The sequence below is a fragment of the Kitasatospora sp. CB01950 genome (assembly GCF_001905465.1).
Classification (GTDB): Bacteria; Actinomycetota; Actinomycetes; order Streptomycetales; family Streptomycetaceae; genus Kitasatospora.
Map to the genome: position 1 here is coordinate 128,830 of NZ_LISX01000005.1, position 19,609 is coordinate 148,438.

16 protein-coding genes are annotated in these 19,609 nt (G+C 71.5%); 9 read left to right on the forward strand and 7 right to left on the reverse strand.

The annotated features are described in order from the left end of the window. Nucleotides 1-120: 120 nt before the first annotated feature. On the forward strand, nt 121-807 hold the full coding sequence (locus AMK19_RS15130) for a DUF4191 domain-containing protein (RefSeq protein ID WP_073811931.1): 687 nt from the start codon (nt 121-123) through the stop codon (nt 805-807). Between the two features lie 150 nt (nt 808-957). Here the strand turns inward: AMK19_RS15130 and AMK19_RS15135 are convergent, their stop codons facing one another. Further along, nucleotides 958-1,425, reverse strand: a complete 468-nt coding sequence (locus AMK19_RS15135) for an RDD family protein (protein WP_073811932.1) — start codon at nt 1,423-1,425, stop codon at nt 958-960. A gap of 322 nt (nt 1,426-1,747) precedes the next feature. Between AMK19_RS15135 and glnA the strand changes: the two genes are divergently transcribed. Beyond that, nucleotides 1,748-3,160 carry a type I glutamate--ammonia ligase gene (glnA, locus tag AMK19_RS15140; protein ID WP_073811934.1) on the forward strand — a complete coding sequence of 471 codons (1,413 nt, stop codon included), beginning with the start codon at nt 1,748-1,750 and terminating at the stop codon, nt 3,158-3,160. 104 nt (nt 3,161-3,264) lie between these two features. Here the strand turns inward: glnA and AMK19_RS15145 are convergent, their stop codons facing one another. Together AMK19_RS15145 and AMK19_RS15150 are read right to left on the reverse strand one after the other, a co-directional pair. Then, nucleotides 3,265-5,235, reverse strand: a complete 1,971-nt coding sequence (locus AMK19_RS15145; RefSeq protein ID WP_241844435.1) for an NPCBM/NEW2 domain-containing protein — start codon at nt 5,233-5,235, stop codon at nt 3,265-3,267. Between the two features lie 358 nt (nt 5,236-5,593). Continuing rightward, the gene (locus tag AMK19_RS15150) at nt 5,594-7,660 is read right to left on the reverse strand and encodes an alpha-galactosidase (RefSeq protein ID WP_073811936.1); all 2,067 of its coding nucleotides are present in this window, start codon (nt 7,658-7,660) and stop codon (nt 5,594-5,596) included. Between the two features lie 513 nt (nt 7,661-8,173). Between AMK19_RS15150 and AMK19_RS15155 the strand changes: the two genes are divergently transcribed. The 4 genes from AMK19_RS15155 to AMK19_RS15170 all read left to right on the forward strand — a co-directional run bounded on the left by AMK19_RS15155 (nt 8,174) and on the right by AMK19_RS15170 (nt 13,107). Continuing rightward, nucleotides 8,174-9,214, forward strand: coding sequence for a substrate-binding domain-containing protein (locus AMK19_RS15155; RefSeq protein WP_073811937.1), 1,041 nt, complete (start codon nt 8,174-8,176; stop codon nt 9,212-9,214). A gap of 146 nt (nt 9,215-9,360) precedes the next feature. Continuing rightward, entirely contained in the window at nt 9,361-10,860 is a 1,500-nt protein-coding gene (locus AMK19_RS15160; RefSeq protein ID WP_073812452.1) for a sugar ABC transporter ATP-binding protein, read from the forward strand. Further along, a complete protein-coding gene (locus AMK19_RS15165) occupies nt 10,857-11,891 on the forward strand; it encodes an ABC transporter permease (protein ID WP_073811939.1) in 1,035 nt (344 codons plus the stop codon). Before AMK19_RS15160 ends, AMK19_RS15165 begins: the two co-directional genes overlap by 4 nt. 172 nt (nt 11,892-12,063) lie before the next feature. Then, nucleotides 12,064-13,107: a M12 family metallopeptidase gene (locus tag AMK19_RS15170; protein WP_073811941.1), complete on the forward strand. Its 1,044-nt coding sequence runs from the start codon at nt 12,064-12,066 to the stop codon at nt 13,105-13,107. Nucleotides 13,108-13,154: 47 nt separating this feature from the next. Here AMK19_RS15170 and AMK19_RS15175 read toward each other — a convergent pair whose 3' ends face one another. Both AMK19_RS15175 and AMK19_RS15180 read right to left on the reverse strand, forming a co-directional pair. Beyond that, nucleotides 13,155-14,150 carry an alpha/beta fold hydrolase gene (locus AMK19_RS15175; RefSeq protein ID WP_083646914.1) on the reverse strand — a complete coding sequence of 332 codons (996 nt, stop codon included), beginning with the start codon at nt 14,148-14,150 and terminating at the stop codon, nt 13,155-13,157. Nucleotides 14,151-14,385: 235 nt separating this feature from the next. Continuing rightward, nucleotides 14,386-14,847, reverse strand: a complete 462-nt coding sequence (locus tag AMK19_RS15180) for a hypothetical protein (RefSeq protein WP_073811942.1) — start codon at nt 14,845-14,847, stop codon at nt 14,386-14,388. A gap of 124 nt (nt 14,848-14,971) precedes the next feature. Here AMK19_RS15180 and tsaD point away from each other — a divergent pair, with 124 nt between their 5' ends. Then, a complete protein-coding gene (gene tsaD, locus AMK19_RS15185; RefSeq protein WP_073811944.1) occupies nt 14,972-16,042 on the forward strand; it encodes a tRNA (adenosine(37)-N6)-threonylcarbamoyltransferase complex transferase subunit TsaD in 1,071 nt (356 codons plus the stop codon). A gap of 290 nt (nt 16,043-16,332) precedes the next feature. Here tsaD and AMK19_RS15190 read toward each other — a convergent pair whose 3' ends face one another. After that, entirely contained in the window at nt 16,333-16,608 is a 276-nt protein-coding gene (locus tag AMK19_RS15190) for a hypothetical protein (protein ID WP_073811946.1), read from the reverse strand. 322 nt (nt 16,609-16,930) lie between these two features. Between AMK19_RS15190 and AMK19_RS15195 the strand changes: the two genes are divergently transcribed. Both AMK19_RS15195 and AMK19_RS15200 read left to right on the forward strand, forming a co-directional pair. After that, nucleotides 16,931-17,431, forward strand: a complete 501-nt coding sequence (locus AMK19_RS15195) for an FBP domain-containing protein (RefSeq protein ID WP_073811947.1) — start codon at nt 16,931-16,933, stop codon at nt 17,429-17,431. Next, entirely contained in the window at nt 17,428-18,837 is a 1,410-nt protein-coding gene (locus AMK19_RS15200; RefSeq protein WP_083646836.1) for a DHA2 family efflux MFS transporter permease subunit, read from the forward strand. The genes AMK19_RS15195 and AMK19_RS15200 overlap by 4 nt, the downstream gene beginning before the upstream one ends. Here the strand turns inward: AMK19_RS15200 and AMK19_RS15205 are convergent. Beyond that, complete coding sequence (locus AMK19_RS15205) at nt 18,834-19,409, reverse strand: TetR/AcrR family transcriptional regulator (RefSeq protein ID WP_073811952.1); 576 nt, start codon at nt 19,407-19,409, stop codon at nt 18,834-18,836. The two genes, AMK19_RS15200 and AMK19_RS15205, sit on opposite strands and share 4 nt — an antisense overlap. Nucleotides 19,410-19,609: the final 200 nt, after the last annotated feature.

The following is a 19,609-nucleotide window of genomic DNA, read 5'->3' on the forward strand; positions in this document are numbered from 1 at the left end:
TCCGAGACGCCTCCGGGTCGTGCCCAGGACGGGGGCCGGGTCGGGGTCCGGGAAAGTCCCGGGGCGTGGAAGCGGTACCGCCTTGGATGATCGCCACCCTCGCCCCGTACCATGAGCAGTATGGCGAGGCAAAAATCCGATACTCCTGGGCGGCTCGCACAGATCCGCCAGGCATATGTCATGACCAAGCAGGTCGACTCCAAAATCGGCCTGATCATCGCCGGCGTCGGCCTGCTGACCTTCGGCGTGTTCCTCGCCATCGGCTTCGCCCTGGACCACCCGGTCTACCTGGGCATTCTCGGTTTCGTGGTGGCAGTGCTGGCGGTCGCGATCGTGTTCGGCCGTCGGGCCGAGCGGGCCGCGTTCGGGCAGATGGAGGGCCAGCCGGGCGCGGTCGCCGCGGTGCTGGGCAACATCCGTCGCGGTTGGAGCGCCAACCAGACCCCGGTCGCGGTCACCCGTAGCCAGGACGCGGTCTACCGCGCGGTCGGCCGGGCCGGCATCGCGCTGATCGGCGAGGGCAACCCGAACCGGGTGCGTCCGCTGCTGGCGTCCGAGAAGAAGAAGATGTCCCGCGTCGTCGGCGACATTCCGGTGCACGACATCATGGTCGGCAACGGCGAGGGCGAGGTCCCGCTGAAGAAGCTGCAGATCCACCTGATGCGGCTGCCGCGGGCGATCAGCGCCGCCCAGGTCACCGAGACCAACGACCGCCTGCGGGCGCTCGGCGACCTGCTGTCCAAGGCGCCGATTCCCAAGGGCCCGATGCCGAAGGGCGCCCGGATGCCCAAGGGCGGCGCGCGCTAGGCGACCACTCCCCCGTAGGACACCACGGCCCCGCTCGCGAGATTCTCTCTCCGCGAGCGGGGCCGTTCGACGTTCCCGGACTTCCGGTCCGATCAGACTTCCTGTCCGATCAGACTCCGATCAGACTTCCCGTCCGATCTGATGTCCGGTTCAGATGCGGACCTCGACGGTACCGACGGCCTTGTCGTGCAGGCCGCGGGCGTCGCGGTCCCAGACGGCGGCCGGGATGACCAGGCACAGCAGGAAGGTGCGCAGCAGCACCTGCGGGATGGTGGCGCGGCGGCCGTCCAGCCGGACCACCCGCAGGCCGAACAGGCGCTTGCCGACGGTGGTGCCGGTGGTGGCCAGGAACAGCACGGTGACGGCGTAGAACAGCGGGGTCGTCCACAGGTTGGCCGAGCTCTGGTCGCCGCGGGCCAGCAGGCCGTACGCGACCAGGCTGACCAGCCAGCCGTCGACGAACAGGGCACCGATGCGGCGGCCGGGGCCGGCCATCGAGCCGGGGCCGGTGCGCGGCAGGCCGAGGCGCTCGCCGCGGTAGCCGAAGTCGGTGCCCATCTTCTCGGCGGCCGCCTTCGGGCCGTCGATCCACGATCCGAGTGCTTCTCTGGTGTCCACGGACCCCACCCTAACCGGGCTTACCCGCCGGTCCGGTGGCGGGCCCGCGGGCGGGACGCGCCGGAGCGGGATCCCGTCGGGGTGAAACGGATTCCGCCGACTGCCGTGAATGGTCTCGACCTGTCGGGGTACGCGGCCGCTGTGACACCGGCGATTTGCCCGGGACCGTACCGCTTTGCGGCCCGCCCGAGTGGCCTGGTTAACATGTGGGAAACAGCCGAGTCACGATCGGGCAACGGCCGATTCCTATCGTGAGCCCCCTGCGCGGGGACTCCCGTCGCCCCTGACGGAGGCTCGGACCGCACGTCGAGGAGGAGTACGGATGTTCACCAACGCCGACGAGGTCAAGCGGTACATCGCGGACAACGACATCAAGTTCGTCGACGTCCGGTTCTGCGACCTGCCGGGCGTGTTGCAGCACCTCGCGGTCCCGGCCGACACCTTCGACCCGACCGAGACGCTGATGTTCGACGGCTCCTCGATCCGCGGCTTCCAGGCCATCCACGAATCCGACATGGCCCTCGTCCCGGACCTCGCGACCGCCCGGCTGGACCCGTTCCGCACCGAGAAGCACCTCAACATCAACTTCTTCATCCAGGACCCGATCACCGGCGAGGCCTACAGCCGCGACCCGCGCAACGTGGCCCGCAAGGCCGAGGCCTACCTCGCCTCCTCCGGCATCGCCGACACCGCGTACTTCGGGCCCGAGGCCGAGTTCTACGTCTTCGACTCGGTGCGCTTCGAGACCAGCGCCAACGCGTCCTACTACCACATCGACTCGGTGGCCGGCGCCTGGAACACCGGCTCCGCCGAGGGCGACGCGCGCGGCTACAAGGTCAAGTACAAGGGCGGCTACTTCCCCGTCCCGCCGGTCGACCACTTCGCCGACCTGCGCGCCGAGATGTCCCTCGAACTCGGCCGCGCCGGGCTCGTCGTGGAACGCCAGCACCACGAGGTCGGCACCGCCGGGCAGGCCGAGATCAACTACCGGTTCAACACGCTGCTGCACGCCGCGGACGACCTGATGCTGTTCAAATACATCATCAAGAACGTCGCCTGGCGGGCCGGCAAGACCGCCACCTTCATGCCCAAGCCGATCTTCGGCGACAACGGCTCCGGCATGCACGTCCACCAGTCGCTGTGGACGGGCGGCAACCCGCTGTTCTACGACGAGCAGGGCTACGCGGGCCTGTCCGACACCGCCCGCTACTACATCGGCGGCATCCTCAAGCACGCCCCGTCGCTGCTCGCCTTCACCAATCCGTCGGTGAACTCCTACCACCGCCTCGTCCCCGGCTTCGAGGCGCCCGTCAACCTGGTCTACTCGCAGCGCAACCGCTCCGCCGCGATCCGGATCCCGATCACCGGCTCCAACGCCAAGGCCAAGCGCATCGAGTTCCGCGCCCCCGACCCGGCGTCCAACCCCTACCTGGCCTTCTCCGCCATGCTGATGGCCGGCCTCGACGGCATCAAGAACAAGATCGAACCCGCCGAGCCCGTCGACAAGGACCTCTACGAACTCGCCCCCGACGAGCACGCCGCCGTCCCCCAGGTCCCGGCCTCCCTCGACGCCGTCCTGAACGCCCTCGAAGCCGACCACGAATACCTGCTGGCCGGCGGCGTCTTCACCACCGACCTGATCGAAACCTGGATCGACTACAAGCGCACCCAGGAACTCGCCCCGATCGCCCTCCGCCCCCACCCGCACGAGTTCGAGCTGTACTACGACCTGTAAGACGGCCTCCGACCTGCGGGAAAGCAGTTCGATCTGGTCATCGTCTCCACGGGGCTGCGGTGCCGGACGGGGTGTCCGGCACCGCAGCTCTGCGGGGGGGTCGGTCAGCAGGTGAGGACCGGGGCTGCCCAGTCGGCGTGGTCGCTGTTGGTGCCGTCGCCGCCGTCGGTGACGACGAGGTGCAGTTCGTTGGCGCCGGTGAGGTCGGCGGTGAGGTGTTTGACGCCGGCGGCGGCGTTGAGGACGCCGCTGTCGGCGGCCTTGGTGTCGTCCTTCCAGATCTGGAAGGCGACGGTGCCGCGGCCCATGGCCTCGGCGTCGACGCCGACATCGGTGGTCAGTGAGGTGCAGGTGCCGCCGAGGTAGTAGACGATCTCGCTGAACGCGTTGGTGCCCAGGCCCTTCGCGTAGGTCGCGCCGTTGATGGTGATGGTGCGTCCGTCGCCGGACTGCCTGTCGCCGTTGCTCATGTCCTTCTCGACCGGGCCCCAGCCGTTGCTCGCGGAGGTCCAGGTGAGGTCGGAGAGCTGGTGGGTGCCGACGGCGGGTCCGTTGCCGCAGGCGATCTTGGCTCCGGCCCAGTCGGCGTGGTCCCAGCTGGTGCCGTCGCCGCCGTCGGTGACGGCGAGGCGCAGGGTGGTGGCGCCGGTGAGGTCGACGGTGAGCTGCTTGGCCGCGTCCTTGCCGGTGAGCTTTCCGCTGTCGGCGGCGAGGGTTCCGTCCTTGAATATCCGGAAGACGGCGGAGCCGTTGCCGGACGTCTCGTCGTCGATGCCGACGCCGGTCACCAGGTTCTTGCAGGTGCCGCCGAGGTTGAAGGTGATGTCGGAGGCGGCGTTCGTGCCGATGCCCTTGGCGTACGTGGTTCCGCGGATGGCCAGGGTGCGGCCGTCGCCGGCGGCCCAGTCGCCGTTGCTGCGGTCGCGCTCGGCCGGGCCCCAGCCGTTGGTCTGGGTGAGGAACGGCAGGTCGCTCAGGTAGCTCATGCCGGTGGGCGGCGGGACGGGCGTGCTCGGGGTGACCCGGAACATCGCGGTGCCGTGGCCGGGGACCGTGGCGCTGATCGCCCCGGTGCTGGTGGTGGTCTTCTTCGACCACAGGTCCTTGACCGTGTACGAGGGCGCGCCGGCGATGCCGACGGCCTGCACGGTGGTGGTGATGGTCGCGTCGTAGGAGCCCTCGTTGGTGAGGGTGACCGCGCGGCTGCCGTCGGCCAGCGGCTTCGACATGACGACCAGGCCGTTGTCGCTGGAGACCACCGAGCCCTGCTTGCCCAGCGGGTCCTGGTCGATCGCGATGACGTCGGCGTTGGTGAGGATGTCGAACGTCTCCTGCTGGGCGGTGCGCAGGTCGGCGCCGATCAGCAGCGGTGCGGCCATCTCGGCCCAGAGGCTGAAGTGCGTGCGGTACTCGGTGCCGGTCATACCGCCGTTGCCGACCTCCAGCATGTCCGGGTCGTTGAAGGCGCCGGCCTTGGCGTAGGCCGACAGCCCCTGGTTGGCGTGTGCGATGGAGATCATGCTCTGCCAGGTGTCGCTGATGTCGCCCGTGGTGCGCCAGGAGTTGCCGACCGGCTGCGCCCAGTTCCACGGGCCGTTGGAGCCCCACTCGCAGATGCTGTAGAGGATCGGCCGGCCGGTCTTCTTCAGCGCCTCGCCCATGGCCTTGTAGCGGGTCTGCGCGTCGACGCCCTGGTTGTTGCAGTTGTCGTACTTGAGGTAGTCGACGCCCCAGGAGGCCCACAGGTTGGCGTCCTGCTGCTCGTGGCCGAGGCCGCCGGGGAAGCCCTGGACGTCGCAGGTGTGGGTGCCGGCACTCGAGTAGATGCCGAATTTCAGGCCCTTGGCGTGCACGTAGTCCGCGAGCGCCTTGATGCCGTGCGGGAACCGGGCCGGGTCGGGCACCAGGTTGCCGGACGCGTCCCGGTCGGGCAGCGCCCAGCAGTCGTCGAGGTTGACGTACTGGTAGCCGGCCGCCTTGAGGCCCTTGCTGACGAACAGGTCGGCCATGCCCTTGACCAGGTCCTCGTTGAACTGGGACCCGCACCAGGTGGTGTTCCAGTTGTTGAAGCCCATCTGGGGGGTCAGGTTGATGCCGTTGTCGAGCGCCAATGCCGGTGGGGCAGTGGCGAGTTGGAAGCCGGCGACGAGCGCGCCGCCGCCGGCCAGCAGGGTGAGGGACGTCAACGCCGCGCTGACGCGGCGGGACAGCTTTACGCGTACGGACTGCAAGGTTCCTCCCCGGGAACGGGACGTGCGGGAACGGGACATGCGGAAATCGACCACACGGAACAGTGGATCGAGGAGGAGCCGTCACACGGTCCGCCGGCACCGTGGCGCGGACCGTGCGGAGTCGGGCGGCTCCTCGGCGGAGGGTGCGGGGGGCCTGAGGCGGCGCCGCCCCGCACTCTCCGGGCTGAGCGGGTCCGCCGCGTCAGGACATCAGGCTCCAGGACTGGCCTGCGGCCGATCCGTCGGGCTGGTTGAGGACGACGGCGGACGTGGGCGCGGACTGCGGGGCGTCCAGTGCGAGGCCGGTGGCCGCGTTGGTGATGGTCAGCGCACCGGTGGCGGTGTTCTGGACGACGCGCCACTTCTGGTACTGGCTGTTGGGGTCGTAGCTGTTGAGGACCCACGCCGGGGCGCCGGGCGCGGCCGGTCCGGTCAGGGTGCCGTGGACCTGGGTGTCGGTGTAGCAGTCGTCGGTGATGTGCACCGTGCCGTCGGCGTTGGCGTCGAAGCGCCACCGCTCCGAGGTGTGCCAGTCCCACCAGGTGTTGACGTCGGTGGTCGAGCCGTCGGGGGCGCTGCACATGCCCCGGACCTCCAGGACCTGGCCGCCGGTGCCGCCGGCGCCGATGCCGTGGTAGCGGCCGTCGCCGATCACCGTCGCGGGGATGGTGCCGGGCAGGGCCTTGAGCCGGTACATGGCCACGCCGTGCGGGGCGACCGAGGCGCCGATCGTGCCGGTGACGCCGCCGGTGGCGCCGGTCCACAGCTCCTTGGCGGAGTAGCCGGGGCCCGTCAGTCCGAGCGCGCTCAGGGTGGTGGAGACGGTCCGGGTGGAGTTCGGGTCCTGGTTGACCAGCAGGACGGCGGTGTCGCCGTTCGCCAACTGCCGCTTGAGCACCAGCGGGGCGGTGGGGCTGTCCGGCCGGTTGCCGACCAGGGTGGCGGGCCTGGCGAGGCTGTCCTGGTCGACGGCGATGACGTCGGCGTTCTTGTAGATGGCGAGTGCGGAGTCGCTGATGCCCGTCGACCAGGTGTAGCCGCTGTCGCTGTGCTGGGAGTCGGCGGCGCTGCGCAGGTCGGCACCGGAGATCAGCGGGGCGGCCGTCATGGCGAGGATCGACATCTCGCTGCGCGATTCGGTGTCGTTCATCGGCTTGTGGCAGGTGCAGGTGTCGGTGACGCCGTAGAGGCCGTACGGGTCGAGCCAGCCGGCGAACATCATGTCCATGTCGTTCCAGCTGCCCGGCCGGACGTTGCCCGGATACTGCAGCGCGGTCTGCAACTGGCCGTTGTGGAGCACGCCTTCCAGGTCCGGGCCGCGGTCGCCGCCGATCCGGCAGAGGTTCGCGACCTGACCGCACCAGATGCCGGTCGGCGCGTAGCCGGGGGCCTGCCGGGCGGGGGTGCCGGCCGCCCTGACCACCGGGTCGGCGCGGGCGGGGTCGTCACCGGCCAGCAGGTACGGGATGCCGGTGTGCACGGGCTGGGCGGACACGCTCAGCACCACACGCGGTCGGCCCTGGGCGGCGGAGGCGGCGTCCAGGGCGTGCTGGAAGTCCTGCGTGCGGGCGTAGATGGAGCGGGTCAACTCCCGGCCCTCGCCCTGGGTTCCGTAGTTGTAGCCGTCCGGACCGGTGATCGGCGGGCCGTAGGGGCAGTCGTCGTACTTGACGAAGTCGACGCCCCAGGCGACGAAGTCGGCGGCGTCGGTCGACTCGTGCCCGAGACTGCCCGGGTGCCCCTGGCAGGTGGTGTAGGTGCCGGTGGCGTAGAGGCCGAACTTCATGCCCTTGGTGTGGGCGTACCACGACAGGTACTGGATGCCGTTGAGGGTCTGCCCGTTGACGGTGTGCGCCGGGAAGTGGGCCGGGTCCGGTATCAGGTGTCCCGTCGTCACGTCGAAGCCGCTGCCGTCGGTGCCGCTGGTGGGGTTGCGGTCGGCGTCGTAGAGCTGCATCGCGCCGTAGGAGTTCTTGGCGAAGTCGGCGGTCTGGCCGTCGCGGTGGGACAGCGACCAGCCGTCGTCGATGGTGACGGTGTCGTAGCCGGCCGCCACCAGGCCCTTGGACGACATGAAGTCGATGGTCTGGACGACCTGTTGCTGGGTCACCGCGGTGCCGAGGGTGTTCCAGGAGTTCCACCCCATCGGCGGAGTGAGGGCGACGCCGTTGTCGAGGGCCGCGGCGGGGGCGGAGGCGGCGACGACGGCCGTGAGGCCGGATGCCGCGAGGGACAACGCCGCAAGGGCGTGCAGCAGGGCACGGGGCATGGATGGACGCATGGGTGGACGCATGGGGGCGCTCCAGGTGAGCGTGCGGGGGAACGGGGGCATGACGGTCGGTTCTGTTGAATCCATCTCCAGAGATCGACGGCTGGAGGAATCTTCAAACAGAAAGCAACACATGGTAGCCAGACCGGAAACAAGCACTCAAGACCCAGAACACGCCGTCTTCAGGAAGCTTCAGGCCGAACCGACGCTGCCGTGTCGTCGCCGATCGGAGCGGGATGCGCAGGCCACGGCGCTCACTTCGGTCACCTGATGCTCCGTCAATCATCCGATCCAGACTGAGATGTGGCCGTTCGACCTGGAACTGCCGAGGTGCCGGCGGCATGTGCAAGCCACCCGCCTGCCACAGAGAACGTCGCGAGCGGGTGTCGATGCACACGCCCTCTTGACATGTCTGTGCAATGGCACTGTGATATGTCGGGTCGCGTTTGAGCATGTTGGTTTCTGATGGTTTGACGGGCCATCGGAGCCTGCACGACGAAAAGGAGCACCCTCATGTTCCGTGCCATCAACCGCCGCGCCGCCGCCGGACTCCTGCTCGCCCTGGGTCTGACCACCGCCGCCTGCTCCACGGGCCGGGAGTCCACCTCCGGCGCCCCCTCGGTCGCCCCGGTCGGCGGCAAGATCTCGATCACCTACCTGCAGAAGCAGGGCGACCAGGAGTACTTCGTCGGCGAGGCGGCCGGCGCGAGAGCGAAGGCCGCCGAGCTGGGCATCGACCTCAAGGTGGTGAACCTCGGCAACGACGCCAACAAGACCATCAGCGAGGTGCAGTCCGCGATCGCGCAGAAGACCAACGGCGTCATCGTGGTCGTGCCCGACCCGGCCGTCGGCCCGCAGGTCGTGCAGATCGCGAGGGACGCGAAGATCGCCCTGCTCACCTCGGACGACCAGGTCTGCGCCACCGGACCGGACCCGGCGAAGTGCGCCAAGTCCGACCTGGTGCCGCGGATCGGCTTCTCCGGTGCGCAGATGGGCGGCGAGGTCGGCAAGCGCGCCGCCGAGGAGTTCAAGAAGGCCGGCTGGAACGCCGCCGACACCCGGACCGTCTCCGCCTGGAAGCAGGACGTCACCGTCTGCGGCGACCGGGTCAGGGCCGCCAAGGAGGCCTTCGACTCCGCGGTCTCCGGGGTCCGGAACATCGACGTCGCCACCGACAACACCCCGACCGGCGCGCAGGACAAGGTCGCGGCGACGGTCACCGCCAATGCCGGGGTCAGGCACTGGGTGGTCTGGGGCTGCAACGACGAGAACGTCCAGGGCGGCGTCACCGCCCTGCAGAACGCCGGCGTCAGCCCCGACGACATCGACGGCGTGGGCCTCGGCGCCTACCTCGCCTGCAAGGACTGGAGCGGCGGCAAGCCCTCCGGGATGAAGGCCGCCCTGTTCATCAACGGCAGGGACGTCGGCGCACTCGCCGTCCAGACCATGTACGACCGACTGAGGAACAACAAGGAGATTCCCGCCGAGGCGTTCGCCCCCACCACCATGGTCGACGCCGCCACCTGGAAGAGCGCCGGCGTCACCTGCGGCTGACCGTCCCGCCCTGCGGCCGCCCGGTGGGGCGACCGTCTCCACTCCCTTCCCGAGGTGAACCGGCAGTGAGCAGAGCACACCCCTCGGCCTCGACCTCCCGACCGCCCGCCGACCCGCCTTCCGCCGCCGGGGCGCGGGTCGAGGGGATCACCAAGCGATTCGGTGCGGTGCAGGCCCTGAACGACGTGACCCTCGACCTTCCCGGCGGCAGAGTCACGGCCCTCATGGGTGAGAACGGGGCCGGCAAGTCGACTCTCCTGAAGATCCTCACCGGCGACCACCGGCCCACCGAGGGACGCGTCCTGCTGGACGGGCGACCGGTCGACCTGCGCTCCCCCGCCGACGCACGGGCCGCCGGCATCCGGATCATCCCGCAGGAACCCGAGATCGTCCCGCACGTCTCGGTCGCCGAGAACGTCTACACCGGGTCCCTGCCCCGCCGGGCCGGGCGCCGCCTCGACCGGGCCGAGCTGCGCCGCCGGATCGTCGCCGACCTCGATCGCCTCGGTTTCGCCGACGTCCTGGAACCCGATCTGCTCGGATCACAACTGACGCCTGCCCAGCGCCAGTTGGTCGAGATCATGCGAGCACTGACCGGCCGGACCGCCGCCCGGGTCATCGCCTTCGACGAGCCGACCTCCTCGCTGTCCGAGCACGAGGTCGACGCGCTGTTCGCACTGATCAACCGCCTGCGCGACCAGGGCGTCGCCGTCGTCCACGTGTCGCACCGGATGCAGGAGATCTTCCGACTCGCCGACCGCATCGCCGTCCTGCGCGACGGAGCCCTGGTCGGCGTCCAGGACGCCGGGGCCACCACCGAGAGCGACCTGGTGCGCCTGATGGTCGGCCGCGACCTGTCGACGGTGTTCGTCCGCCGGCCCGTCGTCACCGACCGGGTCGTCCTGGACGTCCGTGACCTGACGACGGACCGGGTGCACGGCATCGACCTGCGCATCCGCGCCGGCGAAGTGGTCGGCCTCGCCGGACTGATCGGCGCCGGACGCTCCGAACTCGCGCTCGCGCTCGCCGGGGACCTGCCGGTCCGCTCCGGCAGCGTCACCCTGGACGGGCGGCCGCTGCCGTCGGGCAACCCCGGGGCGGTGATCCGCGCCGGCCTCGGCCTGGCCCCGGAGGAGCGGAAGGCGCAGGCGCTGTTCCTGCACCGCACGATCCGGGACAACACCTCCATCGCGGTACTGGAGCGACTGCGCCGCTTCCGCTTCGTCCGGCGAGGAGCGGAACGCGACCTCGCCCAGGAGTACACCGACCGCCTGCGGGTACGCACCCCGTCCGTCGAGCACGAGGTCCGCAAGCTCTCCGGCGGCAACCAGCAGAAGGTCGTCCTCGCCCGCTGGCTCGCCCGCAAACCCAAGGTGCTGATCCTCGACGAGCCCACCCGCGGCATCGACGTCGGCGCCAAGGCCGAGATCTACCGGATCGTCGCCGACCTCGCCGAACAGGGCGTCGCGCTGCTGGTGATCTCCTCCGAACTGCCCGAACTGCTCGGCCTCGCCGACCGGATCGTCGTCATGCAGAACGGCCGTACCACCGGCGAGCTGAACCGTGCGGAAGCCACCGAGGAGGCGGTCCTCGCCCTCGCGATGGCCGATGACATCAGCCCGAGCGCCCCGGGAGCGACCTCATGACAGCCGCCACCACACCGCCTGCCGTCTCCGACCACGGAGGCCGGCACCGGCCCGCCGCAAGGATTCCCGTGCTGAGCGCCGTCGGCGGACAGAACCTCAGCCTGATCGGCGCCCTGGTCGCGGTCCTCACCGTCTTCGGCCTCCTCAACGACAACTACCTCAGCCTCACCAACATGCAGGTGATCGCCGAGGCCGCCACCATCACCGGCCTGCTCGCCGTCGTCCAGACCGTCGTCATCATCTGCGGCGGGCTCGACATCTCGGTCGGCTCCCAGGCGGGCGTCGCCTCCGTCGTCAGCGCCATGGCCTTCACCTCGGCCGGCTCCAACGCCTTCGCGGGCATGGCCGCCGCCGTCGCCGTCGGCCTGCTGATCGGCGTCCTCAACGGCGCGATCATCGTGTACGGCCGGGTCAACCCCACCATCGCCACCCTCGCCGGCCTCGCCGCCTACAAGGGCCTCGCCCAACTCCTCTCCGACGGCCGGGCCCAGGGCTACGTCCTCAACGACGCCGTCTTCGTCTTCCTCGGCCGGGGCCGGATCGCCGGACTGCCGGTCATGGTCTGGATCCTCATCGCCGTCGCCCTCGCCGTCCACGTCCTGCTCACCTGCACCGACATCGGCCGCAACATCTACGCCATCGGCGGCAACGACACCGCCGCCCGCCTCGCCGGCATCAACATCAACAAGTACCTGGTCGCCGTCTACGCCCTCGTCGGCGCCGTCGCCGCCGTCGCCGGCATCCTGCTCACCGCCCGCACCGGCAGCGGACAGCCCACCTCCGGCAGTGAAGGCCTCGAACTCAAGGCCATCACCGCCTCCGCCCTCGGCGGCTGCGCCCTCAAGGGCGGCAAGGGCACCGTCGGCGGCACCCTCCTCGCCGTCGCCCTTCTCGGCGCTCTTGAGAACGGGCTCACCGTCCAGGGCATCAACTCCTTCTGGCAGAACGTCGCCCAGGGCGCGCTGCTCGTGGTCGCGGTCGTCATCCAGCAACGCCGCACCGGGGAACGCGCCGTCGGCCTCCCCGCCTGACCCCGACCGCACCACCGTTTCCCCGGACCGATCGGGGGTGTGTCGTGGCACTCCGCGAGGTCCCGCACCGGCACTATGTGTGCGACCGATCTGTGGCGCGGCACATGGGCGAGGGCATTGGTTCTGCCGGGGCCGGTGCGCGCCGTTCCCGTACGAGGGGCACCGAGACGCTGTGGGCATCCGTCGAGTCTTCACCTGCTGTGCCGCTTCCGTCCTGCTGGCGGCCGGGCCGTCGATCCCGGCCGCCGGGGCGGACGAACCCGATCCGAACGATCCGGAGGGCAGTGTCGCGCTGGAGAGCCTGGACCATCAGGCGGGCGACCTCGTCACGGCGGTGGTCTCGTACAGCTGCCTGCCCGACACTGCGAGGTCGCTGGTGGTCGGGTACGAGGAGGAGTTGGACTCCGGGGACGAGGCGGCCGGGAGTGCCTCGGTCGAGGACCTCACCTGCGACGACACCGTGCAGACCGTGACGGTGGACATCCCGAGGAGCGACGGCGGTGCGGACTTCGAGGAGCCGCTCGACGGGCAGGTCGTCGTCGTGCTGACCGGGGACGACACGCCGGTCGTCGAGGAGGCGTTCGACGTCGGCGCGGCCGATCGGCCGCGTGCGCTGGGGCGGGCGAAGCAGTCGTACCGCTGGAAGGGCGGGACCGTCCCGTACGTGCTCGACCCGCAGCTCACCAAGGACCAGCAGAACGACGTCAAGTCCGCGATCGGCCACTGGCAGCAGAAGACCTCCATCAGGTTCGTCGCCCGGACCGACGCGAACGCCAAGAACTACCCGGACTACGTGCAGTTCCAGCCCAGCACGGACGGCGGCTGCAACTCCGAGGTCGGCCGCATCGGCGGGCAACAGGCCGTCAACATCGCCGGCGCCGACACCTGCGACGCCGTGGAGCTCATCCACGAGATCGGGCACACGGTGGGGCTCTACCACGAGCAGGAGCGCCCCGATCGGGACCAGTACGTCACGGTGTCGTTCGAGAACATCGACCCGGCCGACAAGCACAACTTCCAGATCCAGAAGGGCGAGAACACCTTCGGCACGGCCTACGACTACGCGTCGATCATGCACTACGGGACGAAGTCGTACTCCAAGAACGGCAAGAACACCATCACGCCGAAGAGGAAGCTCCCCGACGGGCTGGTCCTGGGCGAGGCCACCGAGCTGTCCGCCAGTGACATCGCCGCGGTCAAGGCGATGTACAAGTAGCCCGGCCCCGCGTGCGCCGCGTGGAGGCGCGGCGCACGCGGGAGGGTTCAGCGGCAGAGTCGGGCGACGAGTTCGAGTTCGCGGACCAGGAGGGCCGGGTCACGGGGGCCGGCGTGGGGAGCGGGCAGGGAGCGGACGCGGAAGGGGTTGTGGGGGGTGGCGGCGTCGGCCTCCCGGATCATGAGGTCCTGGAGCGGGAGCGGGATGGTGTGGTCCTCGGTGTAGCGGACGAAGGTGCGGGGGACGCGGCCCCAGGCGGAGGGGAGGCCGCGGGCGGCCTCGTCGGCGCCGACGGCGGCCGACTCGTCCGGTTCGAGGATGTTCATCAGGGCGCGGACCTCGGCGTCCGTGCGGTCGGCGGCGAGCGCGTCCTTGACGGCGGCGAAGAAGGCGGGGTCGGCGGAGCGCCAGTTGATGCGGCTGACGCCCAGCTCGGGCGGGGTCCGGACCGAGGGAATCCGGAACATGGCGCTGGTGGCGGCCTCGGGGGTCATCGCCAGTTGCAGCACCGAGGGGTGCGCGGTCGGGCAGAACGCGGAGGCGTACACCAGGTGCGCGAGCAGTTCGGGCACCTGGTTGGCGACCGCGTTGAGGGTGACGCCGCCGAGGCTCGAACCGACCAGCACCACCGGTCCGTTGCGGCGCGCCTGCCGCACCACGCCGACGACGTGCGCGGCGAAGTCGGCCAGTGTCACCTTCGCCATCGGGGACGGCTCGGTGCGCAGCCGCTCCAAGTCCTGCGGGGCCTGGTAGGACTCGGGGAGGTACGCGCCGAACCCGTGCCCGGGCAGGTCGACCGCGATCGCACGGTGGCCGCGCAGGCCCAACTCCCGCAGCACGGGCTGCCAGTAGAAGGAGTTGCACCCCGAGCCGTGGACGAGGACGAAGGTGGGCGCGTCGCGCCCGGGCCCGTCCGCGTGCGCGGCGGGGGCGGCGGCGCCCACCGCGGCGACCGCACCCGCTCCGGCCACGACCGCCTTCAGCGCGCTGCGCCGCGACGTTCCGAAGGCCTTCGGGTAACCGTTCCTGTCACTGTGCCGCATGGTGATCTCCTCCGGTTCACAGGTGTGTTCGAACGTGCCTCCCATAAGACCGGACCGAACGCCGGGATGTGACGCCGGGTCAGGTATTTGGCTCGCGTGCAGCGCAGCAGGGCGAGTTGGCGGGTGCGCTGCGCCGACACGACGGAGAAGGTGCTGACGGCCATCTGCGCGACCGCGAGGGCGATCAGGATCAGGACCACCCCGTAGAGGGGCGTGCTCTGCCGGATCGCCCCGGTCACGGACGCCGCCCGGGTGCGGACCTCGGGGCCGTCGCCGAGGGCGGCGCGCAGGGCCTCGGCGGTGTGCGCGCGGGAGGCCCGGGCTGGAGCCGGACGTCCAGTTGGGCCGCGGTGACGGCGGCGGCGCACTGCTCCACGGCGCTGTCCGGGACGCGGAGGATCGGGTGCCCGGCGAGGCTGGGCGCGCCGCCGCCGTCCAGGGTGCCGACCAGGTGGGCGGTGACGGTGGTGCCGTCGGCCCGGTGGAGTCGGACGTTCGAGTCGGGCGTGACGTCGAGGCGGTGCGCGGTGTCGAGCGGCACCTCGTCGGGTGCGCCCGGCCACCGGCCCTCGTCGAGCAGGTGCCGACGCAGGGCCGGGTCGGCGGCGACGGGCGTCACGGTCGCGCCGTCGAGCTGCTGCCCGTCCGCGCCGGAGAGCGCGCCCCGGCCGGTCAGGCGGAGTGCCGCGTCGGCCACTCCGGTGAGCTGTCGGGCCAGGGCTCCTCCTGCTGCTGAGGTACGACGCCCCCGACCAGGCCCGCGCCGGAGTTGTTGCACACTATGTGCAACTGCAAATCTGATGCGAAAGTGGTGCGGGCCGATGCCGGAGTCGCCGGTGGTGCTGGGAATCGAGTCGTCCTGCGACGAGACGGGGGCCGGGCTGGTCCGGGACGGGGTGCTGCTCGGGCAGGCGGTCGCGTCGAGCATGGACGAGCACGCCCGGTACGGCGGAGTGGTGCCGGAGATCGCGGCCCGCGCGCACGTGCACGCGATGGCACCGGTGGTGCGGGAGGCGCTGGACCGGGCCGGGCTCACCCTCGGGGACGTGGGGGCAGTCGCGGTGACCACCGGCCCGGGGCTGTCCGGGGCACTGCAGGTCGGGGTGGCCGCGGCGAAGAGCTACGCGTTCTCGCTCGGGGTGCCGCTGTACGGCGTCCACCACCTGGCCGGGCACGTGGCCGCGGCGGGCCTGGCGGGCGGGCCGCTGCCGAACCCGTGCGTGGTGCTGATCGTCTCCGGCGGCCACACCTCGCTGCTGCTGGTGCGCGACCTGGCCCGCGACCCGATCGTGCACCTCGGCGACACCCTGGACGACGCGGCCGGCGAATGCTTCGACAAGACCGCCCGCATCCTCGGCCTGCCCTACCCCGGCGGGCCCGCCATCGACCGGGCCGCCCGGGACGGCGACCCGCGCGCGGTGCGACTGCCGCGGCCCCTCACCGGCGCCGGCGACGACCCGTACGCCTTCTCCTTCTCCGGACTGAAGACGGCCGCCGCCCGCTGGGTGGAGGGCCACCGCGCCGTCGGCACCGAGCCGCGCGTGCCGGACGCGGCGGCCTCGCTGCAGGAGGCGATCGCCGACACCCTGACCCGCAAGGCCGTCCGGGCCTGCACCGACCACGGCATCGGCACCCTGGTGGTGGTCGGCGGCGTCGCCGCCAACTCCCGGATCCGGGCCCTGACCGAGCAGCGCTGCGCCGCCGCCGGGATCGCACTGCGGGTGCCGCCACTGGCGCTCTGCACGGACAACGGGGCGATGGTCGCCGCGATCGGCGACCTCCTGGTCCGCGCGGGGGCCGAGCCCGCACCGCTGGACGTGTCGATCGACCCGTCCGCGCCACTGGAGTACGCCGCCCTGACGCCGCGCCCGCGGGCCCGCCGCGCGGCCTGAGCGAGGCCCGGTCCGCCGAGTGCTCCGCCGACCGGATGCGGGACGGCGGACGGTCGCGGTGATCCGGAGCGCGGTGAGCAGCGAGTTCGGTGTGAGCTCCCCCGAGGTCGCCGCTCCCGCCCCGCGTCCGTTCGGACGGCTCGGCGGCCTGGCGCGGCGTCGGGCGGCTGCCGTTCCGCTTCCGCGCGGCGCCCGGGCAGGGCAAAGCGCCGGCCGCGAGGGGCGGCCGGCGCTGGGGTTGGTGCAGGGAGGAGGGCTGGGACGGCCCTCCTCCCGGTCAGGCCGGGGTCTTACCAGTTCGCGCCGGACTCGGTGAGCGAACCGGAGACGCCGTCGTCGTCCGCGAAAGCGAAGCCGGTGAAGTGGTTCACGCTGTTCTCGGTGACCTCGGAGCCGGTGGCGGAGATGCCGGCGCCGACCTCGTTGGCGACGAAGTTGCCGGTGACGAAGTGCGCACTCGGCTCTTCGCCCATGCCGCCCTCGTGGGCAGCGGCCAGGCCGGCGCAACCGAGCAGGACGGGAGCGGCGAGACCGAGGGCGGCGACAGTGCGGGTGATTGCACGCATGAAAACAATCCTTCCGAAACGGAATCAACTTGGGGAGCAGTGGGCTTCCCTGCACTCCAAGAGACCCGACCCCGCACCCGGCGGCCAGTCGGGAGGAGCCGATTGCTCCCCATGGCCGAGCAGCCCGATCCGGGGGGTTTCGACGGCCCGTCACCTCGTGTCGAGCCCTGCGGCAATCCTGTCGAGACTGACTCAACTACGCAGGGCCGGAGGGGAGTTCGAGTACTGCACCGATCGGCCCGGAGGGTAGGTCGGTTGGCGCGAACGCACGCCTAGGATACCTTGGCTTAAAACTAGGAACCCTAGGGAGAGTGGGGAAGCCATGCGGTCGTTGACCGAGCCGGAGATCCGGGCGTCGTTCGTCAACTGCACCAAGGGGGAGGCGAGTCGGGCCCGGTTACCGCGCGGGATCGACGAGCTGGACTGGGCCGGGCTCGACTTTTTGGGCTGGCGGGAGCCAGGTGCCCCCGAGCGGGGGTACCTGGTGGCCGAGTTCGAGGGGCGGGTGGTCGGAGTGGCCCTGCGGCCGGCCCAGCGGCCCGGCGCGGGGCGCGGCGGGGCGATGTGTTCGATCTGCCTGACCGCCCATCCGGCATCGGGGGTGGCGCTGATGACGGCACGTCGGGCGGGTCGGAGCTCGACCGAGGAGTACGCCTCGGCGGGCGAGTACTTCTGCAGCGACCTGGCGTGCCCGCTGTACGTGCGGGGCCGTCGGCGGGCGGCCGCGGGCGGGGCGCGGATGTCGGAGAGCCTGGACGCCGAGCAGCGGGTGGCCCGGCTGCGGGCGAACCTGGCCGGGTTCCTCGGGCGGGTCGTCCGATGAGGGGGAGCTCGGCGGGGCAGCCGGAGAAGCGGGAGCCGCTCGGCGGTCCGGTGGTGCGGGCGGCGCTGGTGCTGGCGGCGGGCGCGTTCGTCGCGCTGCTGGACACCACGGTGGTGGGGGTGGCGCTGGAGTCGTTCGCGCGGCGGTTCGGCGCGGGCCCGGCGCAGGTGCAGTGGGTGGCGACGGCGTACCTGCTGGCGATGTCGGCGGTGATTCCGGCGACGGGGTGGGCGGCGCGGCGGTTCGGGGCGGTGGCCTGTTGGACGGCGTCGGCGGCGGTGTTCCTGCTGGGGTCGGTGCTGTGCGGGCTGGCCTGGTCGCTGGGGTCGCTGGTGGCGTTCCGGGTGGTGCAGGGGTTGGGCGCGGGGATGCTGTTCCCGCTGATGCGGATCCTGGTGGTGGAGGTGGCCGGCCCGGCGCGGATGGGCCGGACGATGGCGCTGATCGCGGTGCCGGTGCTGCTGGCGCCGGTCGCGGGGCCGGTGGTGGGCGGGGCGCTGATCCAGGGCCATTCGTGGCGGTGGGTGTTCCTGCTGAACGTGCCGGTGTGCCTGGCGGTGGCGGTGCTGTCGCCGCTGCTGATGCGCAATCGGCGGGATGCCGCGCCGGGGCGGCTGGACCTGGCGGGCCTGGTGACGGTGAGCGGCGGGCTGACGGCGGCGGTGCTCGGGTTCGTCCGGCTGGGCGGGGGTGCGCCGGCGGGCGGGCCGCGGGTGCTGGTGCCGCTGCTGGCGGCGGCGGTGCTGCTGACGGCGCACGGGGTGCTGGCGCGTCGGCGGGCGGGTGACCGGGTGGTGGACTTCGCGCTGTTCCGGGACCGCGCGTTCACCGCGTCGGCCTCGGTGTCGCTGCTGAACAGCTTCGGCCTGTACGGGGCGGTGGTGCTGGTGCCGCTGTTCTTCCAACAGGCCGGCGGCCGGGGCCCGTTGACGGCCGGCCTGGTGATGGTCGCGCAGGGTGCGGGGGCGGCTGTCGCGGTGCTGCTGGTCGGGCGGGTGATCGACGCCCGGAGCAATCCGCGGGCACTGGTGCTGGCCGGGCTGGCGCTGGTGGCGGCGGGCCTGGCGGTGTTCGCCCGGGCCGGCAGCGCCGAGCCGGGGGTGGCGCTGCTGGTGGCGCTGTTCGCGCAGGGGGTCGGCCTGGCGCTGGCGGCCTCGCCGGTGATGGTGACGCTCTACCACTCGCTGCCGCCGGCCGCGGTGCCCGCCGCGACCACCGCGAACGCGGTCGCGCAGCAGTTGGGCGCGGCGGCCGGCACCACGGTGGTGGCGCTGGTGCTGGCGCACGCCTCGCACGGGGGCGCGGGGACGGTCGCGGCGTTCCGCGCCGTGTTCGCGGTGGCGCTGGGGTTCGTGCTGCTGACGGCGCTCCCGGCGGCGTTCCTGCCCACGGGACGGAAGGGCTAGACGGTGCGGGGCCAGTTCTCCAGCAGCTGGTGGAGGCCGGCCACGATCCGCTGCCAGGAGCCGTCCGCGCCGCGCGGGTGGTGGAAGCCGCCGTTGGCCTCGATGCCGATGAAGCCGTGGAAGGTGGAGCGCAGCAGGCGGACGGCGTCGGTCAGGTCGGGCTCTTCGAGGCGGTAGTGGCGCATCAGCGCGTAGGTCAGTTCGACCGTCCGCGCAAGGGCGTCGGTGCCTTCGAAGTCGGCCGGGTCCAGGCGGAGTTGGGTGGCGGCGTAGCGGCCGGGGTGCTGTTGGGCGTACGTCCGGCAGGCGTCGGCGAAGGCGGTGAGGGCGTCGGCGCCGGAGCGGCCGGCGAGGGCGCTCGCGATGCGGTCGTTGAGCTCCTCGGTGGCGAGCAGGGCGACCCGGGTGCGGATCTCCTGGAGGCTCTTGACGTGCGAGTAGAGGCTGGCGTCCTTGACGCCGAAGCCGCGGGCGAGGGCGGAGGCGGTGACCTTGTCGATGCCGACCCGGTCGGCGAGTTCGGCGGCGGCGCGGGTGATCCGTTCGACCGTCAGTCCGGCGTGCGCGCCCATGTTTCCCGTCCCGAACCTTGATCCGCCGAAGCCCCGCGTCAGTGTATCGGGGTGGAACGAACGGGTTCGGGCGTGACGTTTCGGGGGCGCTGGGACGTCAAGGGGGTGGGGCCCAAGAGGGCTGGGGCGTAGATCATTTGAATTACCATCAGATGGTAATGTTCCGGACAAACGGGGGCGTGGGTGACGCACGCACCCCG